Here is a 15741-nt window from a genome sequence, read left to right on the forward strand (position 1 = left end):
CTGTTAGCGGTTCGGTGTTTATCAAAAGTAATTTAGGTCTTTTATTTCCACCAAAAATCAAATACTTGGGTGGTATCTTTTAGGTAAACCACTTCGCCAATTTTTGGGGTTGCAATGTTTAGGTTTTCTGTTTTATTAAGCTGTGTTAGGGTTTCTAAAGGGTCGTCCCAATTGTGATTGGCCATTTTAAATTTAGAAGAGTGTGCAGGCAATATGCGCTTGGCTTTTAAATCTTTGGCAGCTTGTATAACGTCTTCCGGAAAATTGTGAACCGCTCGCCAAGCAGCATTGTACTGACCGTTATCTAAAATAGCAAAATCAATTGTTGCATATTTCTTCCCAATGGCTGCAAAATGACTATCGTAACCACTATCTCCACCTACATAAATAGTCATCGATGGTGATTTAATTAAAAAGGATGCCCAAAGGGTATTGTTGCGGGAAAATCCTCTGCCCGAAAAATGCCGAGCAGGCTCGCAATGAATGCTTAGGTCGGTGCCTTGTTGTGTGCTTTCGTACCAATTTAATTCGATGATTTTATCTTCGGGAACGCCCCACTTTTTAAGATGATTACCTACCCCTAAACCAACTATAAACTTTTCTGCCTTTTCTTTTAGATGGATTATAGTGGGGTAATCTAAATGGTCATAATGGTCGTGGGTAATGATAAGGTAATCGATTTTGGGAAAATCTTCTGCTTGATAAATATCCGTTCCCGCAAAGGCTTTGTTGGTACCGGGAACGGGAGATGCATTGCCGCTGAATACAGGATCTACCAAATAGGTTTTTTGGTCGAGTTGCATAAAATAACTGGAATGACCGAACCAAACAAGAACATTTTCCTCAATTGCTAAACTTTTCAAATCGGTTTTAATGGTAGGTAATGTTTTATCAGGAATAGGGTTAGAAGGTTTTTCAAATAGTTGCTCTTTTATCACTTGTGTCCAAGAATAATTAGGGGTAAGCATCGGTGTTGGACTGATATTTTGAAATTTACCATCCTTATAATTAGAGAGTTGTTCATATTTTTGCCTGTCATCTTTGGTTGGAGAAGCCCCAAATTTATCTTGTTGCATAAAAAGCCAAAGAGCAAGAATTAAAATGGAAACTATTACAATAAATACAATCATCACTTTTTTTAATTTTCGAAAAAACTTGTTCATCTTTTTTAGATAGAAAAATTTGATTCATTTAAATTCTTGAAAAAGCCAACACATCTAATCTTATCCAGAAAGCTTATCACTATTTTCTTTTATTAATTTGCTAAAAACACAACGGGCAACTACTACAGGATTTTCTTGGTGGTCTTGAAAAAGTTGAATATCCACTTTAACGATGGTTTTCCCATCTTTAATCACTTGAGCCTTAGCTTCTATATCGCTGGAGGTTGCAGCGTGTAGATAGTCTATGCGCATATCAATGGTATTGAGTTTGTCTTTGGGAGATTGCAGCGTAGTAGCAGCTGCAGTGCCACCTGCTGTATCTGCAATAGCAGCTAAAAACCCTCCGTGCCAACGCTGCTGAATGAAATCTCCAATGAATTCGTTTTTAAAAGGAACGTGAAGATGTGCATAACCCGACTTCACTTCCAAAATTTTTATACCTAATAGTTGATTAGCAGGCATCAATTCTTCAATGCCTTTTTTTAATAACTCAATAAATTCTTTTTGCATATTTTATGGCTTTATTTGTCATTTAATTTGCCGGTTGCAAATAAATAAGACCGCAAGATAATTTTTTTAATGATTTCTTTTTCTTCTTCATTTCGAGGGGCATACACCATAATAAAATTATGAGTAAGATAGCCCATTTTGGCAACTGGGTGTAACTCACCCCAACCTCGGCTTATGACATATTCAGCATCTTTTAATGTTAGACCTAAGTGCATACTGCCAACGGGCACTGGATGAAAGTGAGCAAACTCATTTCCAATCATAAAGGCGTGACAATCATTGCACATTTTGTCGGAAGAGAGACACATAGCTTGGGCCCCGGGAACAGATATTTTGCTGAACTCTTTGTTGATTTCAGGAAGCGAGAATGCCCAATCCATTAGTGAATCAACGAGTTTACGGTCTTCGGGCTGTTGATTCAGCTGCATATGTGGGTTGCTTGGTGTAGTTTTGGGTTTAATCCCATTTCGTAAGGGAAGTTCAAAGGTGTTTTCGTTTATCATATTTTTAGGGATTGATTTTTCATATTTTGTTAATTGTATTTTTCCTTGATTGAAACTGACGCTAAATGAAGTGAAAATCAAAACGATTAATAGTAAGTACCAATAACAGGATACTGTCATTATTGTTTGATGATAAAACTCCTTTCCCCAAAAGCGGGAAGGGAAGACTCTGATTCAAAAAAGTAATGTATTTCATCTTTGGAATCCATCAACCCTAAACTATATAATACAGGCACAAAATGGTCGGGCGTAGGAGCTGCCAGTTTGCCTAATTTATGACTGTTTTGATAATTAATAATGTTAGAGATATTTCTTTTATCTATTTGTTCCTTAACCCAGTTATCATATTCCATCTCCCAACCATAGGGCGAACTATCATTGCTTTGCATTTTTTTCATAGCAAGTGGGAGATTGTGAATTAATGCACCGCTGCCAATGATGAGTACTCCTTTTTCACGAAGTGATTTTAATTGTTTTCCTAACTCGTAATGATATTCAGGTTTTGCATAATAGTCGATGCTTAATTGAAATACAGGCACGTCCGCTTCAGGAAACAAGTGCATAAGCATAGGCCAAGCTCCGTGGTCGAGACCCCAGTCGGTAGTTTCGCTAACCGATGGGATAATGCGTTTTACTTCTTTTGCAATTTCAGGGGAGCCTTTAGCTTTGTAAAATACATCATAATATTCTTTAGGAAACCCATAGTAATCGAAAATCTGTTGCTGTTCAGGCGATACGTTAACAAAAGTTCCTCGGGTACACCAGTGAGCCGAAACCACCAAAGCAGCTTTTACCTCATAATTTTTTTTCAATTCCTTTCCCAATTGAAATAAGGTATTCCAAAAGGTGCGTTCTTCTCTTGAAAGCGGAATATCCATAGGATTGCCGTGCGAAGTAAATAAAACAGGCATCTTTTTTCCTTGAACAGGAAGTTCATCCGTATATTTTCTAAAGCTGCTTAAGGTATTCACAATTGTTAGTCCTAATGTTGCTAATATAAATTGTTTTCGATTCATTATATTCTACTGTTCAAAATTAGGAATTTGATTATGATAGATTTCCATTGAAAAGTTTATTAAACATTTCAGGGATTCTCACCCAAGCAGTTACCCAAATGAACAACAGAACGATGGATTGAAAAGCGTAAGGCTCGTCATTGGCCATATGTACCAATATGGCACCTCCAAAATAAGCACTCAATAACAACACCCCTAAAACAGCGGTGCGAGGTATTAAAAACAACAATACACTTACCAATTCACCTAGAGCTATAATGGTTATCATTGAGCCCAAGCCCCATTTACCGAAATTTTCAACCATTTCGGGGTTGCCTAATAGCTTTTGGCTGGCACTCATTACTAATAAAGCGGTAAGCAATCCTGCCATTACCCAACCTGTAATTTTTCTACTTTTGCTCATAATTGATGTTTTTAAGGTTTAAACTCTATTTTCATCTGCCGTCCAGTTTTTTATGCTTTCTTTTATGGCTTTTGGACTAAGGTTTTCTTTGGCTGCCCGCTCTATCAATGCTGCTAATTCTTTATCTGATGCAAATCTGGTGGCTACCAATTGTGCCATTGTTAATTTATCTTCTAATTCTTCTAATCTGTTGCCTGTCAAAATATAATAGCGTAATCGTAGTTCTGCTCTTATGGTTCTGTCTTGATTTTTTGTGGCATACAATCTAGCTATTAAAGAAGCGAGAAAAACACTTAAAGCTAAAATCAGAAAAAAGATTTTTTCAGTCAGACTGTGGTCAGAGAATAGCAATACAATACTCAATATCACCCCAACGAGCGTGAGCGGTGATAGAATAAAATGATGAAGTGGATTGTAACGGACGTGATTTTTAAAATTTTGCATATTCAATTATTTTTTGGTTATACTTTTTTTAAAATTATTTACAATGATGCTCTTTAGTTAAGGCAATTAGCTTTTGCAAGGTATGTTTCATCTGGTCCATTTCTTCTTGACTTATCCCTGAATGACTAATGGAGCAAGATAATTTTTCAGGTATGTAACTCGCCTTCTTTTTCAAATTTATTCCTTTTTCTGTAAGGCTTATCTCCACTACACGTTCGTCACTACTAGAGCGTTTCCTTGAAATAAAACCTTGACTTTCCAACCTTTTAAGTAAAGGGGTTAGAGTATTGGACTCCAGCATTAGTTTACTGCCAATATCATTTACCGTCAGGTTTTGGTATTGCCAGAGCACCAACATCGTTAAATATTGAGGGTAAGTAAGCCCCAACTCGTTGAGCAGGGGCGTATAAAGTTTGGTTACCACTCTAGATGCTGCGTATATCGGAAAACAATACTGATTTTCAATTTCTAATTCAGCAGAATTTTTCATTTTTAAAGAATTTTTCGCAGGTAACTTTCCATTTTCTCCGGCTTGGTGGTAGGAGCAAATCGTTTGACCGGCTTTCCGTTTTTGTCAATGACAAATTTGGTAAAACTCCATTTGATGTTGCTACCTAAAATGCCTCCAAGTTTGGATTTTAAATACTTAAAAACGGGGTGAGCATTGGCCCCATTGACTTCTACTTTGTCGAACATGGGAAAACTTACCCCGTAATTAATTTCGCAAAATTCACTAATCTCATTGGCTGTGCCTTGTTCCTGCTTTCCGAATTGGTTGCAAGGAAATCCCAAAATAACCAACCCCTTGTCTTTGTATATTTTATACAAATTTTCCAATCCCTCATATTGTGGGGTAAGTCCGCACTTGCTAGCAGTATTTACCACCACTATGGTTTTACCTTCAAACTCTTTCAAAGAAATGGTTTCTCCGTTGAGTTTTTTTGCCTCAAGTTCAAATAAGCTCGCTTCCATTTTAATTACTTTTTAGTTGGAAAATAAGTTTTGAAAAAGGCTTTCATATCCTTCCAAGAAGCTTTGTCGGCAGCTTCATTGTAGGAAATGGGAAGGTTGAATTTTTCCCCGGTAGCTGTAGATGCTTTATTGGTAAAAGCGTGTGTGGCATCAGCATAAGACTTAAACTGGTAGGTAATGTTGTTGTCTTTCATTTGTTGATGAAAATTATCCACATCAGCTTGCGGCACAAACGAATCACTTTCACCGTGGCAAACCAATACTTTGGTGTTTTTCATTGCAGGACTAGCTTGAAAGCCGCTTAGTCCACCGTGAAAACTAACCACAGTTTCTAATGGTACCCCTAAGCTGGCAGCAAAAAGCGAAACCGTTCCACCAAAGCAATAACCTATGGCACTTACTTTTGAAGCGTCCACCTGTTGTAGTTGAACTACAGCATCATAAGCCGCCTGCATCCGACTTTTTATCAGGTTAGGATCCCCATAAAACCTTCCGGCATTGGCCTGGGCATCGGCAGGGTTTTCTACGACCAATCCATTACCGTACATATCCACCGCCATAGCTACATAGCCTAACTCTGCCAACATTTTAGCACGATTTTTCACATAGTCGTTCAGCCCCCACCATTCGGGCACTACTAAAATGGCAGGTTGTTTTCCCTTTTGCTTTGCAGGATAATAAACAACGCCATTGAGTGTAACCTCGCCATCTTTATAGGTAATTTCTTCAGTTTTAACCTTGCTTTTTACATTTTCTTTGCTGTTTTGGGCAGTCAGAGTTTCTACACTAAAAAGGAGTGTAAAAAGCAATAAAATGTATGTTTTAAAATTTATCGTATTCATTCTGTTTGGTTTTTAAATTTTATAAAAAGAAATCTCCATTGGCTCTATCCATAGCTGTAAACTGCAACATCCAATAAGGATAAATAGGGTTTAATGCTGTTAGCTCATCCAGGATTTTAACATCTTCTGCATCCATTTCCCAGGTAGTAGTTTTGATGTTGTCTTCCAACTGGTGAGGCTTGGTAGCTCCAATAAGTACGGAAGTTACTCCGGGTTTTCTCAAAAGATAATTTAGGGCTGCTTGTGCTATAGAAGCCTTGTGTTTGTTGGCAATTTTTTCCAACTCATCAACAATAGCATAGCCTTTTTCCGGATCGATTTGAATAAAATTCTGCTCTTCATTGGTTCTTCTTGCTCCTTCCGGCATTGGCTTGTCTTTTCTGTATTTACCGGTTAAAAATCCGCCTCCAAGTGGCGACCAAGGGGTAAAGGCTAGTTTTTGATCCAAGCAAAGCGGTATCAATTCATATTCTACATCTCTGGATATAAGTGAATAAATGGCTTGCAATGAGACGGGTTTTTCCCAATGATTTTTTTCAGCGGTGTTGATAAACTTCATTAGCTGCCAAGCCGGGAAGTTACTTACCCCATAATATCTAATTTTTCCTTGTGAAACGAGGTCATCAAGGGTTGAAATGGTTTCTTCAAAAGGGGTAATAGGATCATAACTATGAAGCACATAATGGTCGATATAGTCGGTACCCAATCGTTTTAAACTATTGTGGCAGCTCTCGATGATGTGTTTTCTGGACAAGCCCACATCATTAATTTCTTTACTCATTCTACCGCGGACTTTGGTAGCAATGATGACATCCTTTCTTTTGTCTTTCACTGCTTTTCCTAAAATATCTTCCGATTGGCCGTGAGAATAAACATCAGCAGAATCGAAGTAATTAATGCCAGAGTCTATGGCGATGTCCACTAATCGCTTACTATCTTCATAGCCTAGAGAACCTAACACACTCCAGTAGCCACTGCTACCAAAACTCATCGTTCCCATACAAAGTTCTGAAACTAAAATTCCTGAATTTCCTAATTGATTGTACTTCATAGTTATTTAATTTAAAGTGAATGATAAATATTTAAGTGCAAAAGTATATCTTTGAAGATTAAATCGCAAGCGATATATTTTGTTTTAACAAATTTTAGGATTTTGAAATTTTTTACACTGACCGCTAACTTGTTTATATCCGCAAATCCTCTACTAGTTTTATACCAAATTGGCAGGATAGTTACATATTTATTTTCAAATATATGTAAAAAGTTTAATAGTTATTTAAAATCTTACAAAAGTCTATTAAGTTCTTCTTTTGAAGGTTAAAAGGTTATGAGGTTAAAAGGTTATGAGGTTAAAAGGTTATGAGGGAAAAGGGAAAAGGGAATAGTTTTTAGTTATGTTTTTTGTTTTTTATCTGTGTTGATCGATAAGAATATTATTTCCGTCAGGGTCTGTTAGTGTTATGTATTCTGGTCCTGTTGTTTTTTGGTCTGCTTCTCTGGTTATTTCTATTCCTAGAGATTTTAGGTGGTTTTGTATGGCTCTTACATCATCAAAGTCATCAATGTTTTGAGCATTTCCGTCCCAACCCGGATTGAAAGTGATGATATTTCCTGTGAACATTCCTTGGAAGAGTCCGATTACGGCATTTTCGTTTTTAAGTACTATCCAGTTTTGATCGATGTTTCCCCCTTTGTATTTGAATCCTAAATTTTCGTAGAATTCTTTTGATTTGTGAATGTCTTTTACGGCAAGGCTAATTGAGAAGGCTCCTAGTTTCATGTTTTTTAGTTTAATTGTTTAATGTCCAAATTATTGCTTTTTCTTTAGTGGCTCTAAAGATGGTGTTGTGATGTTCGGTTGGTTCGTCTGAATACTTCCACAAAAAAGATGGCTTTTTGTTTTTGAATTTTTCTTCTAATTGTTTGGTGTATTTGAAAATATCTTCGGCATCAGAACCTGCAAACCAGATTTTTTTATTGGTGTAATCGTTGTCTTTGGTTAAGGTTTCAAAGTTTTTTAAAAGGTATTGTTCGTTGAACCAAAGGGAAGGGTCAAAGGCAATGTAATTGTCAAAGAGGCTGGGTTGAAGTATAAATGTTTCTACTACAAATAATCCGGCTAATGATTCTCCTATAATGGCTTTTTTGGAAGTGGTTTTGTAGTTTATGTTGATGGTAGGGATTAATTCGTTTTGGATGAAACTTCTGAAGTTGTTCGCACCACCTGGGTTTTTGATATACTCTAAATCATAGGCTACTTTTGAAGGTCCGGTTAGGTCTTTTCTTCGGTCGGTGTTTTCGATACCTACTAATACATAAGGAGGAATTTTGTTTGCAGCAATTAGTTCACTTAATGTGTTTGCTATGTGTGGAAAATCTTCTTTGGTTCCTCCATCTGGCATGTATAAAACAGGAAGGCTGTCGTTTGATTTTTCGTAGTTTGGTGGTGTCCAAATGTTTATTATTCGGTCTTCGTTCAGGAATTTTGAAGTGATTTTTATACTATCGTGTTTTGGAATTGGGTCGTTGTATGTTATTGCTGTTTGTTTGCAACTGATGGAAAGTATTCCAAAAAATATGATTGCTAATAGTTGTTTCATTTTTGTTGTGTTGGATTTTATTAGGCTCTAAGAATTTTTTCCATTTTTTTTCCTTTGGCTAGTTCATCGACTAATTTGTCTAAATAACGAACCTCACGGGTTAATTTATTTTCAATTTCTTCAATTCGGTAACCACAAATTACACCTTTGATGAGTTCGGCATTTGGGTTTAAGGTTGCTTTTTGAAAGAAGGTTTCAAAAGTGACTTTTTCTTCGATAAGTTTTTGTAAATCTTTTTCATTAAAGCCTGTTAGCCATTCAATTACTTGATGTAGTTCTTGAATGGTTCTTCCTTTTTTTTCAACTTTTGTGATATAGTGTGGATATACAGATGCAAATGTCATTTTTGCTATTCTTTCGTTGTGATCTGCGGTTGGTTTCATTTTGGGAGGGTTAGAAGGTTATGTGGTTAAAAGTTTAAGAGGTTAATTGGTTAAGAGGTTATATGGTTAAGAGGTTAAAAGGGTTTGTGTTTATGGGTTTAGTTGGGTTCATTTTTTTGTTTAACTGTTGTATTTAAACTTTTAGTATTCCTCTGAAACCTCTTGCTGCATAATATGATTCTGCTCCATTGTGGTAAATAAATACAGTATCAAATCTGAAGTCTCCAAAAATTGCTCCACCTAATTTTCTGATTTTTTCTGGTGTTTTTAACCAGCTTGAGGTTTTGGTGTCAAAATCTCCTAGCGTTTGAAGGTATCGGTATTGTTCTTCATCTAAGATTTCAATTCCTATGGATTTAGCAACTTCAACTGCACTGTTTTTGGGTTTGTTGGCTTTTCGGGCATCAAGTGCTTCTTGGTCATAACAATAGCTTCTTCTTTGTGCTGGACTTTCGGCAACGCAATCGAAAAAGATAAATTCATTTGATTTTGAATCATAATCCACAACATCTGGTTCTCCTCCTGTTTTTTCCATTTTTTCAATTATGGCCAATTTTTTAGGATTAGCTTTTAGCTTTTCTTCAATTTTATTCCATTCTATATTTTTATGACGGTTCATGTTTGTTTCAAAACGTTTTTTTAGTATTTCGAGTACTTCTTGATTTGCCATTTATTGAAAGTTAATAGTTGAAATGTATTTCAAATATAATGAAATTAAATAAAAAAAGGTATTTAGATTTGACTCTAAATACCTTTTATGTTAGTTGTTTTGTTATTATTGAGGGGCGTTTTCCTGTAACTCAATTTCAAAAACTAGATTTGTTTTTGCAGGAATTGGTCCTCCACCTTTTTCACCATAGCCTAAATTGTAAGGTATGAATAATAGGATTTTATCACCATAATTAACATAATCTAAACCTTCAAGAAAACCTGGAATTAAACCCGCTTTTTTTCCATATTCGAAAGGAAAAGGTTGGTATCCTTTTGCATCTTTTCTTCTATGATCGAATTTACCATATTCTTTAGCAATTTCTTCATAACTAGAATCGAACATTTCACCATTTTCAAAATATCCAGCATAGTTTACATATACTGTTGTTCCGTTAGCTGGTTTTACACCTTTACCTTTAGAGACAATTACATATTCTAAACCAGAAGATGTTTTTGTTACTTTTTTTCTCATCTTAGTGAGATATGCTAATTTGTTTTTTGCTGCTTTATCTGCCATTTCTTTAGCTGCTTTAGCTTCTTCATCTTTTTTACCGTAGTAATCACTAAAGACTTTTTTTGCATCAAATTTTTTGGCTTCTGGACCTACTTTGATAATGTTTACTTCCATTATTTGATCTCCTTGAGCAACTGCATTTACAACATCCATTCCTTCTAGAACTTCACCAAAAACACTATGTTTGTTATCTAACCAAGGAGTTGCTTTGTGTGTAATGAAGAATTGTGAACCATTTGTTCCTGGTCCAGCGTTTGCCATCGATAGAATTCCACCTTTGGTATGTTTTAGGCTTTCGTCAAATTCGTCTTTAAACGCATAACCTGGTCCACCAGAACCTGTTCCTTGTGGGTCACCACCTTGAATCATAAAATCGGCAATAACTCTATGGAATTTTAATCCATTATAATAAGGTTTTCCTTTTAGTTTTTCTTCTACAAATGGATTTGTTCCTTCTGCTAAAGAAACAAAATTTGCAACAGTAATAGGTGTTTTTTGGTATTCTAACTTTAAAAGAATATCACCTTTGTTTGTTTTCATTTGCGCATATAATCCGTCTTCTGTTTGTGCAAAAGAGAATAGAGAGCTAATTAATACGGTTAAAACTAGTAATTTTTTCATTATTTATATTTTATTGTTGTGGTGCTTTTTCAAGCATTTCTATTTCAAATACTAAGTTGGTTTTTGGAGGAATTGGTCCGCTGCCATTTTCACCATAACCTAATTGATACGGAATGAAAATTAGTGCTCTATCTCCAAATTTCATATTTTCTAATCCTTCGATAAATCCTGGTATTAACCCTACTTTTTTACCATATTCAAATGGGAAAGGTTGGTAACCGTTCATTTCTTTTCTTTTTGTGTCAAGTCTTCCATAATGTTCTGCTACATCAGCAAAGCTTGTGTCAAACATATCACCATTTTCAAAGTATCCGGCATAGTTTACAAACACTTGCGTACCAGCTTTTGGTTTTGCTCCAGTTCCTTGGTTAATGATTACGTATTCTAAACCTGAAGCTGTTTTTGTGGCTTCTTTCCTTTTTTCAGTTAAATAATTTGCTTTGTCAACCATTACAGCTTTAGCTCTTTCTTCTGCCATTTTAACGGCTTCAGCTTCAACTTTATAATAGTCTGTGAATGTCTTAACAGCATCAAACTTTTCTGCATCAGAACCATTTCTGATGATTGTAATTTTTGTTATAGTATCACCTTGTTCGATTGCATTTACATTTTCCATTCCTTTAATTACTTCACCAAAAACAGTGTGTACTCCATCTAACCAAGGAGTTTCTTTATGTGTGATAAAAAACTGAGAACCGTTTGTGCCTTGTCCGGCATTAGCCATTGAAAGTACTCCCGCTTTATTGTGCTTAAGTGTTTCGTCAAATTCGTCTTTAAATTTATATCCAGGTCCACCTAAGCCAGAAGCATCAGGATCACCACCTTGGATCATAAAATCATTTAAAACCCTATGAAATGTTAACCCATCATAAAAAGGTTTGTCTTTGAATTTTTCGTCAACAAATTGGTTTTTACCTTCAGCTAATGAAATGAAATTGGCAACAGTAATAGGAGTTTTTTGGTATTCTAATTTTACAATAATATCTCCTTTGGAAGTTTCGATATTTGCAAATAGTCCGTCACCTAAATCCGCATGAGGATTGTTTTTACAAGAAGTAAAAAGAGCTGCAAGAGCGATAAAAAATATACTTAATTTTTTCATTGTTTAAATTAATTGTTAGACGTGTCTTTTTTTATGTCGTTTAAAGTTACTGTGCAAAGTAAAGGTTCGTTTGTTCCAATTTTGTTGTTATCTCCATGATACCCAAAACCAGAGTGAGAAGGAAATAGAAAAGTAACTTCTTCACCTTTTTTCATGATTTTGATACCATCACGTAAGCCCATTAATATGTTTTCTTTATCTACATAATAGGTTTGAGGTTTTAGTTCTTCTTTGGTGTAAATTGTTGTACCATCTAATTTTTTAAGTTCGTAAACGAAATAAGCAATATCTCCTCTTATTGGAGTATTTGTAGCTTCATCCACTTTAGTGTTGTATGAATACCAATATCCTTTTGGAGAAGCAATATATTCATTTAAACTATCGTTTTTTATGAATTTGTCTATAGCATTTTCTTCTTCAGCAATTAATACTTTGTTTCTTTCAATAGATTCATTGATAAATGAACCAGATGATTGAGAAACTGGTTTTCGTGCTTGTTGGTTGGTACAACTTATAAAGAATATACTTATTAGTGATCGCAGGATTATTTTTTTCATTTTTTATTTTTTTTCAGATGCTAAAATAGCAATAAATTTTTTTACAGTTTCTTCTAATGAAAGTAAAGATTTTCCACCAGCTGCATTAATGTGTCCACCACCATTGAAATGAGTACGAGCAAATTGATTGACATCAAAATCTCCTTGAGAACGGAATGATATTTTTATGATTCCTTCTTCTTTGTTTTCGATGAAGATGGCTGCAAAATCTATTCCTTTAATTGTTAAACCATAGTTAACAATACCTTCTGTATCTCCTTTTAGGTTGTTGGCACTGTCTAATTCTTCTTGTGATAAAGTGATGTAAGATGTTTTATATTCAGGTAGAACCACCATATTATTCAAGGCCATTCCTAAAATCTTCAAGCGATTTGTTGTAGAATTGTCAAATAATAAATTGTGAATAGCAGAATTGTCAGCTCCTTTATCAATTAGATCAGCAATGACTCTATGAGTTGTTCCTGTTGTTTTTGGGTATCTAAAGCTTCCAGAATCAGTTGTAATTCCGGTATAAATACAAGTCGCGATATCTTTGTCGATACTTTCTTTATAGCCTAATGCATCTATAAAATGATAAATCATTTCGCAAGTTGAACCATAAGCTACATCTGAAAAAGTATATTTAGCATAAGAATCTGGAGCTTGATGATGATCAATCATTGCCATAGGAATATCTAATGTTTCAAGATAAGCACCCATTACATCTCCTGTTCTGTGCAAAGCATTAAAATCTAATGTAAAAATTAGTTTACTGCTTTCAATTTCTTTTTTTGCCCTATCATTTTCTCTTTCGAAAACAAGAACTTTATCAGCCTCTGGTAACCAACTTAAAAAATCTGGGAATTCATTTGGAGCTACAACAACTACTTGATGATCTAATTTTCTTAGAAAATGATATAAAGCTAAAGTTGAGCCCATTGCATCACCATCTGGATTTCTGTGTGGTATAATACTGATTTTTTTTGGAGATAATAACTGACTTTTTAAATCTTGTAATTCGTTTGAGTCGAACATGTTTTATTTTCTTATTTTGAAATGAGTATTCCTAAACTAACGGCTAAAATACCTAAAATTAATGATAATGAAGTGTAAATTAATGCTAGTTGATAATTTTGATTTTGAATCATGTTTACATTTTCTAATCCGAAGGCAGAAAAAGTTGTAAAACCACCGCAAAAACCTGTAATTAATAAAAGTTTAAGCGATTCATTTACATTTTGAAATCGTGAGAAGTAACCAACAAGTATGCCAATTAGTAAACAACCGATGATATTGACAATAAAAGTTTGATATGGAAAAGTAGAAAAAGATTTTTTGGCAACTATCCAATGTACTAAATACCTCAAAACACTGCCTGAAGCACCACCAATAGCTACTAAAATTAAATTCTTAAACATATTTATCGAATTAAACTAAAATGTCCTTTTACGATTCTACCATTTTCAAATGAAATAGTGTACCAATAATCTGTTGCAGGTAAATCTTTATCATTTAATTTTCCATTCCATCCAGATTGATTAGCTCTAAAGCTGTAAATTAACTTTCCATATCTATCAAATATAGTAATAATTGTTTTAGGTTGTAATGATAACAAAGGTACTTGCCAAGTTTCATTAAAACTATCACCGTTTGGAGTAAAAAACTTTGGAGCTGCTAATACTTGGAAATTTCCTGGTGTAACTCCACATCCTTTAGTATCTCTTACATAAAAAGAATAATTCCCTGTTGAAAGGAATGAGAATGTATTGTTTGTTTGAAAGTTTATTCCATCTAATGAAAATTCGTAAGTTCCGTTTCCTGATACTTGTATGGTAGCGGTATTATTATCACTAAAGTCATTTACAATAACATTTGTAATTGTAGCTGGCTCTGACGATTCTACAGTAAATGTTTTTGTTGCAGAACAACCATTTGCATTTGTAACCGTTACTGTATAAACTCCAGCCGAATTTACGGTTATTTGATTTGATGTTTGTATTGGATTTGTATTCCAACTATATGATGTGAAACTGTTTGGCACCGATAATGTGATTAAAGTTCCATTACACAAACCAATTATTTCGTTTTGGCTTAATGAAAGCGTATTTACTTTAAGTTGAATTGGAAAATCAGTATAACATTGTACATTGAGAATTCTTGCGTAAATGGTTTGAAGATTTGGAGTTGTATTGGTATAATTTGAAGGTAAAGCCGTTGTACTTGTTGGACTTTCAAAAAAGGCTACTTGAAATGAAGCAGGTAAATTGGTAAATAATTGTGTTTTGATAGCATCTAAATTAAAAGAAGTTTTGCCATCATTAGTCCCATCGCTGTCACAGGTTTCGAATAAAGTTTGATTTTGAATTAGCATAGGAGCATATTCAATGTCAATGTCACTGGCATACAAACAATTTCCATTGATAAGAATCTCAAGTTTATAATTCCCTGCTGAAGTTACTGTGTATGATGGACTAATTTCACCAACTAATATTTGATTGTCTTCGTACCATTGATAGGTAAATGAATTAGTTACAAGTGCATTTAATTGTAAGGTTTCATTTTCACACAAAGGATTTCCTGTAGCAATTAATCTATCATCACCAAGATTTACTCCAAAATCAAAACTTCCACCATCAAGAAAAATAGCAGAATCAAAACGGGCATTTCCTTCATCAGCGATAACAATTTTTATATGATAGCCTGTTCCAGGTGTAACATCAGCTTGAGCAGTCATTACCTTGGTTTGACCGTTAAAGTTTGTAGGATGTTCGGTTCCGTTAAAAGCATCAAAGTAAGCTTGATTTGCAGGTGGACAGATAGTACCAATTCCTCTAACAGTATTGACTTTAACAGGAGTATTTGTGTTAGGAATTAATGCTAAATTGATATAATTATTCGTTCCGTCTTCTTTCAATAAAAAAGCAAAACCATCTGTGAAGTTACATTGATTTGGAGATGGATTAGTCAAGTATTGTTCAGATGAAAAGATATAATCAAAACTAAATTTGTTTCCGATAGGTATAAAATCAAATTCTAATACTGTTGCATTGTAAGAATTATTTAGTCCTAAAGCTTGTTCTAAATCTGGATCACCATTCCAACCCATATTTTGCCCATCATCAGACAAAAAAGTGTTTGGACCAACCGTATTAATGGCTTTTCCAGTACTTAAAACAACACCATTTTGAAATGGGAAAGTAGTACCACTTCCATCAAAACGGGCATAACTTTTTTCTCCTGATGTAAAATTTCCTCCAGAAACAGAGAAATTAGAAACAGTTGCACATGGACTATTGATTAAAACATTTTCAATCAATTGTTGAGCTGTGTAGTTTTCATCAGTTGTAATGTATTGACTGTAATTTTTTTGACTAAAAAATACAGTTAATACGACTATTAGTATAAATTTTATTCCCTTCAT

At 34.5% G+C, this 15741-nt stretch carries 20 protein-coding genes; all 20 read right to left on the bottom strand.

Going from position 1 to position 15741, the window contains the following annotated elements; translation table 11 throughout:
• Positions 1-41: 41 nt before the first annotated feature.
• The 20 genes from AABJ49_RS00900 to AABJ49_RS00995 all read right to left on the bottom strand — a co-directional run bounded on the left by AABJ49_RS00900 (position 42) and on the right by AABJ49_RS00995 (position 15741).
• On the bottom strand, positions 42-1163 hold the full coding sequence (locus tag AABJ49_RS00900; protein WP_127137572.1) for an MBL fold metallo-hydrolase: 1122 nt from the start codon (positions 1161-1163) through the stop codon (positions 42-44).
• Positions 1164-1223: 60 nt separating this feature from the next.
• Positions 1224-1673: a PaaI family thioesterase gene (locus tag AABJ49_RS00905; RefSeq protein ID WP_262319379.1), complete on the bottom strand. Its 450-nt coding sequence runs from the start codon at positions 1671-1673 to the stop codon at positions 1224-1226.
• Positions 1674-1684: 11 nt separating this feature from the next.
• Entirely contained in the window at positions 1685-2176 is a 492-nt protein-coding gene (locus AABJ49_RS00910) for a hypothetical protein (RefSeq protein WP_262319378.1), read from the bottom strand.
• Between the two features lie 119 nt (positions 2177-2295).
• Entirely contained in the window at positions 2296-3192 is an 897-nt protein-coding gene (locus tag AABJ49_RS00915; RefSeq protein ID WP_262319377.1) for a class III extradiol ring-cleavage dioxygenase, read from the bottom strand.
• A 31-nt stretch (positions 3193-3223) separates the two neighbouring features.
• Complete coding sequence (locus tag AABJ49_RS00920) at positions 3224-3595, bottom strand: DoxX family protein (RefSeq protein WP_262319376.1); 372 nt, start codon at positions 3593-3595, stop codon at positions 3224-3226.
• Positions 3596-3613: 18 nt separating this feature from the next.
• Positions 3614-4039 carry a DUF6526 family protein gene (locus tag AABJ49_RS00925; RefSeq protein ID WP_262319375.1) on the bottom strand — a complete coding sequence of 142 codons (426 nt, stop codon included), beginning with the start codon at positions 4037-4039 and terminating at the stop codon, positions 3614-3616.
• Positions 4040-4073: 34 nt separating this feature from the next.
• Positions 4074-4529 carry a MarR family transcriptional regulator gene (locus tag AABJ49_RS00930; protein WP_127137567.1) on the bottom strand — a complete coding sequence of 152 codons (456 nt, stop codon included), beginning with the start codon at positions 4527-4529 and terminating at the stop codon, positions 4074-4076.
• Positions 4530-4531: 2 nt separating this feature from the next.
• Positions 4532-5011 carry a glutathione peroxidase gene (locus AABJ49_RS00935; protein ID WP_262319374.1) on the bottom strand — a complete coding sequence of 160 codons (480 nt, stop codon included), beginning with the start codon at positions 5009-5011 and terminating at the stop codon, positions 4532-4534.
• A 5-nt stretch (positions 5012-5016) separates the two neighbouring features.
• Positions 5017-5853, bottom strand: a complete 837-nt coding sequence (locus AABJ49_RS00940; protein ID WP_127137565.1) for a dienelactone hydrolase family protein — start codon at positions 5851-5853, stop codon at positions 5017-5019.
• Positions 5854-5872: 19 nt separating this feature from the next.
• On the bottom strand, positions 5873-6904 hold the full coding sequence (locus tag AABJ49_RS00945) for an aldo/keto reductase (RefSeq protein WP_262319373.1): 1032 nt from the start codon (positions 6902-6904) through the stop codon (positions 5873-5875).
• A 357-nt stretch (positions 6905-7261) separates the two neighbouring features.
• Positions 7262-7633, bottom strand: a complete 372-nt coding sequence (locus AABJ49_RS00950; RefSeq protein WP_338375289.1) for a VOC family protein — start codon at positions 7631-7633, stop codon at positions 7262-7264.
• Positions 7634-7643: 10 nt separating this feature from the next.
• Positions 7644-8453: an alpha/beta hydrolase-fold protein gene (locus tag AABJ49_RS00955; RefSeq protein ID WP_338375291.1), complete on the bottom strand. Its 810-nt coding sequence runs from the start codon at positions 8451-8453 to the stop codon at positions 7644-7646.
• Positions 8454-8473: 20 nt separating this feature from the next.
• The gene (locus AABJ49_RS00960; protein WP_338375293.1) at positions 8474-8836 is read right to left on the bottom strand and encodes a DUF2200 domain-containing protein; all 363 of its coding nucleotides are present in this window, start codon (positions 8834-8836) and stop codon (positions 8474-8476) included.
• A 133-nt stretch (positions 8837-8969) separates the two neighbouring features.
• A complete protein-coding gene (locus tag AABJ49_RS00965; protein ID WP_338375295.1) occupies positions 8970-9506 on the bottom strand; it encodes a DUF4256 domain-containing protein in 537 nt (178 codons plus the stop codon).
• A gap of 105 nt (positions 9507-9611) precedes the next feature.
• Positions 9612-10682: a peptidylprolyl isomerase gene (locus AABJ49_RS00970; RefSeq protein WP_338375296.1), complete on the bottom strand. Its 1071-nt coding sequence runs from the start codon at positions 10680-10682 to the stop codon at positions 9612-9614.
• A 10-nt stretch (positions 10683-10692) separates the two neighbouring features.
• Positions 10693-11784 (bottom strand): peptidylprolyl isomerase, encoded by a 1092-nt coding sequence (locus AABJ49_RS00975; protein WP_338375298.1) that lies wholly within the window; start codon positions 11782-11784, stop codon positions 10693-10695.
• Between the two features lie 8 nt (positions 11785-11792).
• The gene (gene gldI, locus AABJ49_RS00980) at positions 11793-12341 is read right to left on the bottom strand and encodes a gliding motility-associated peptidyl-prolyl isomerase GldI (RefSeq protein ID WP_338375300.1); all 549 of its coding nucleotides are present in this window, start codon (positions 12339-12341) and stop codon (positions 11793-11795) included.
• Between the two features lie 3 nt (positions 12342-12344).
• On the bottom strand, positions 12345-13355 hold the full coding sequence (locus AABJ49_RS00985; protein WP_338375301.1) for a bifunctional oligoribonuclease/PAP phosphatase NrnA: 1011 nt from the start codon (positions 13353-13355) through the stop codon (positions 12345-12347).
• Positions 13356-13366: 11 nt separating this feature from the next.
• On the bottom strand, positions 13367-13738 hold the full coding sequence (gene crcB, locus AABJ49_RS00990; protein ID WP_338375303.1) for a fluoride efflux transporter CrcB: 372 nt from the start codon (positions 13736-13738) through the stop codon (positions 13367-13369).
• A gap of 2 nt (positions 13739-13740) precedes the next feature.
• Positions 13741-15741: a choice-of-anchor L domain-containing protein gene (locus tag AABJ49_RS00995; protein ID WP_338375305.1), complete on the bottom strand. Its 2001-nt coding sequence runs from the start codon at positions 15739-15741 to the stop codon at positions 13741-13743.

The sequence above is a fragment of the uncultured Flavobacterium sp. genome, assembly GCF_963922255.1.
Taxonomy (GTDB): Bacteria; Bacteroidota; Bacteroidia; order Flavobacteriales; family Flavobacteriaceae; genus Flavobacterium.

Bases quoted from the DNA above. Each gene is read 5' to 3' on its own strand.
- AABJ49_RS00900 (WP_127137572.1), bottom strand. From the start codon at position 1,163: ATGAACAAGTTTTTTCGAAAATTAAAAAAAGTGATGATTGTATTTATT.
- AABJ49_RS00905 (WP_262319379.1), bottom strand. From the start codon at position 1,673: ATGCAAAAAGAATTTATTGAGTTATTAAAAAAAGGCATTGAAGAATTG.
- AABJ49_RS00910 (WP_262319378.1), bottom strand. From the start codon at position 2,176: ATGATAAACGAAAACACCTTTGAACTTCCCTTACGAAATGGGATTAAA.
- AABJ49_RS00915 (WP_262319377.1), bottom strand. From the start codon at position 3,192: ATGAATCGAAAACAATTTATATTAGCAACATTAGGACTAACAATTGTG.
- AABJ49_RS00920 (WP_262319376.1), bottom strand. From the start codon at position 3,595: ATGAGCAAAAGTAGAAAAATTACAGGTTGGGTAATGGCAGGATTGCTT.
- AABJ49_RS00925 (WP_262319375.1), bottom strand. From the start codon at position 4,039: ATGCAAAATTTTAAAAATCACGTCCGTTACAATCCACTTCATCATTTT.
- AABJ49_RS00930 (WP_127137567.1), bottom strand. From the start codon at position 4,529: ATGAAAAATTCTGCTGAATTAGAAATTGAAAATCAGTATTGTTTTCCG.
- AABJ49_RS00935 (WP_262319374.1), bottom strand. From the start codon at position 5,011: ATGGAAGCGAGCTTATTTGAACTTGAGGCAAAAAAACTCAACGGAGAA.
- AABJ49_RS00940 (WP_127137565.1), bottom strand. From the start codon at position 5,853: ATGAATACGATAAATTTTAAAACATACATTTTATTGCTTTTTACACTC.
- AABJ49_RS00945 (WP_262319373.1), bottom strand. From the start codon at position 6,904: ATGAAGTACAATCAATTAGGAAATTCAGGAATTTTAGTTTCAGAACTT.
- AABJ49_RS00950 (WP_338375289.1), bottom strand. From the start codon at position 7,633: ATGAAACTAGGAGCCTTCTCAATTAGCCTTGCCGTAAAAGACATTCAC.
- AABJ49_RS00955 (WP_338375291.1), bottom strand. From the start codon at position 8,453: ATGAAACAACTATTAGCAATCATATTTTTTGGAATACTTTCCATCAGT.
- AABJ49_RS00960 (WP_338375293.1), bottom strand. From the start codon at position 8,836: ATGAAACCAACCGCAGATCACAACGAAAGAATAGCAAAAATGACATTT.
- AABJ49_RS00965 (WP_338375295.1), bottom strand. From the start codon at position 9,506: ATGGCAAATCAAGAAGTACTCGAAATACTAAAAAAACGTTTTGAAACA.
- AABJ49_RS00970 (WP_338375296.1), bottom strand. From the start codon at position 10,682: ATGAAAAAATTACTAGTTTTAACCGTATTAATTAGCTCTCTATTCTCT.
- AABJ49_RS00975 (WP_338375298.1), bottom strand. From the start codon at position 11,784: ATGAAAAAATTAAGTATATTTTTTATCGCTCTTGCAGCTCTTTTTACT.
- gldI (WP_338375300.1), bottom strand. From the start codon at position 12,341: ATGAAAAAAATAATCCTGCGATCACTAATAAGTATATTCTTTATAAGT.
- AABJ49_RS00985 (WP_338375301.1), bottom strand. From the start codon at position 13,355: ATGTTCGACTCAAACGAATTACAAGATTTAAAAAGTCAGTTATTATCT.
- crcB (WP_338375303.1), bottom strand. From the start codon at position 13,738: ATGTTTAAGAATTTAATTTTAGTAGCTATTGGTGGTGCTTCAGGCAGT.
- AABJ49_RS00995 (WP_338375305.1), bottom strand. From the start codon at position 15,741: ATGAAGGGAATAAAATTTATACTAATAGTCGTATTAACTGTATTTTTT.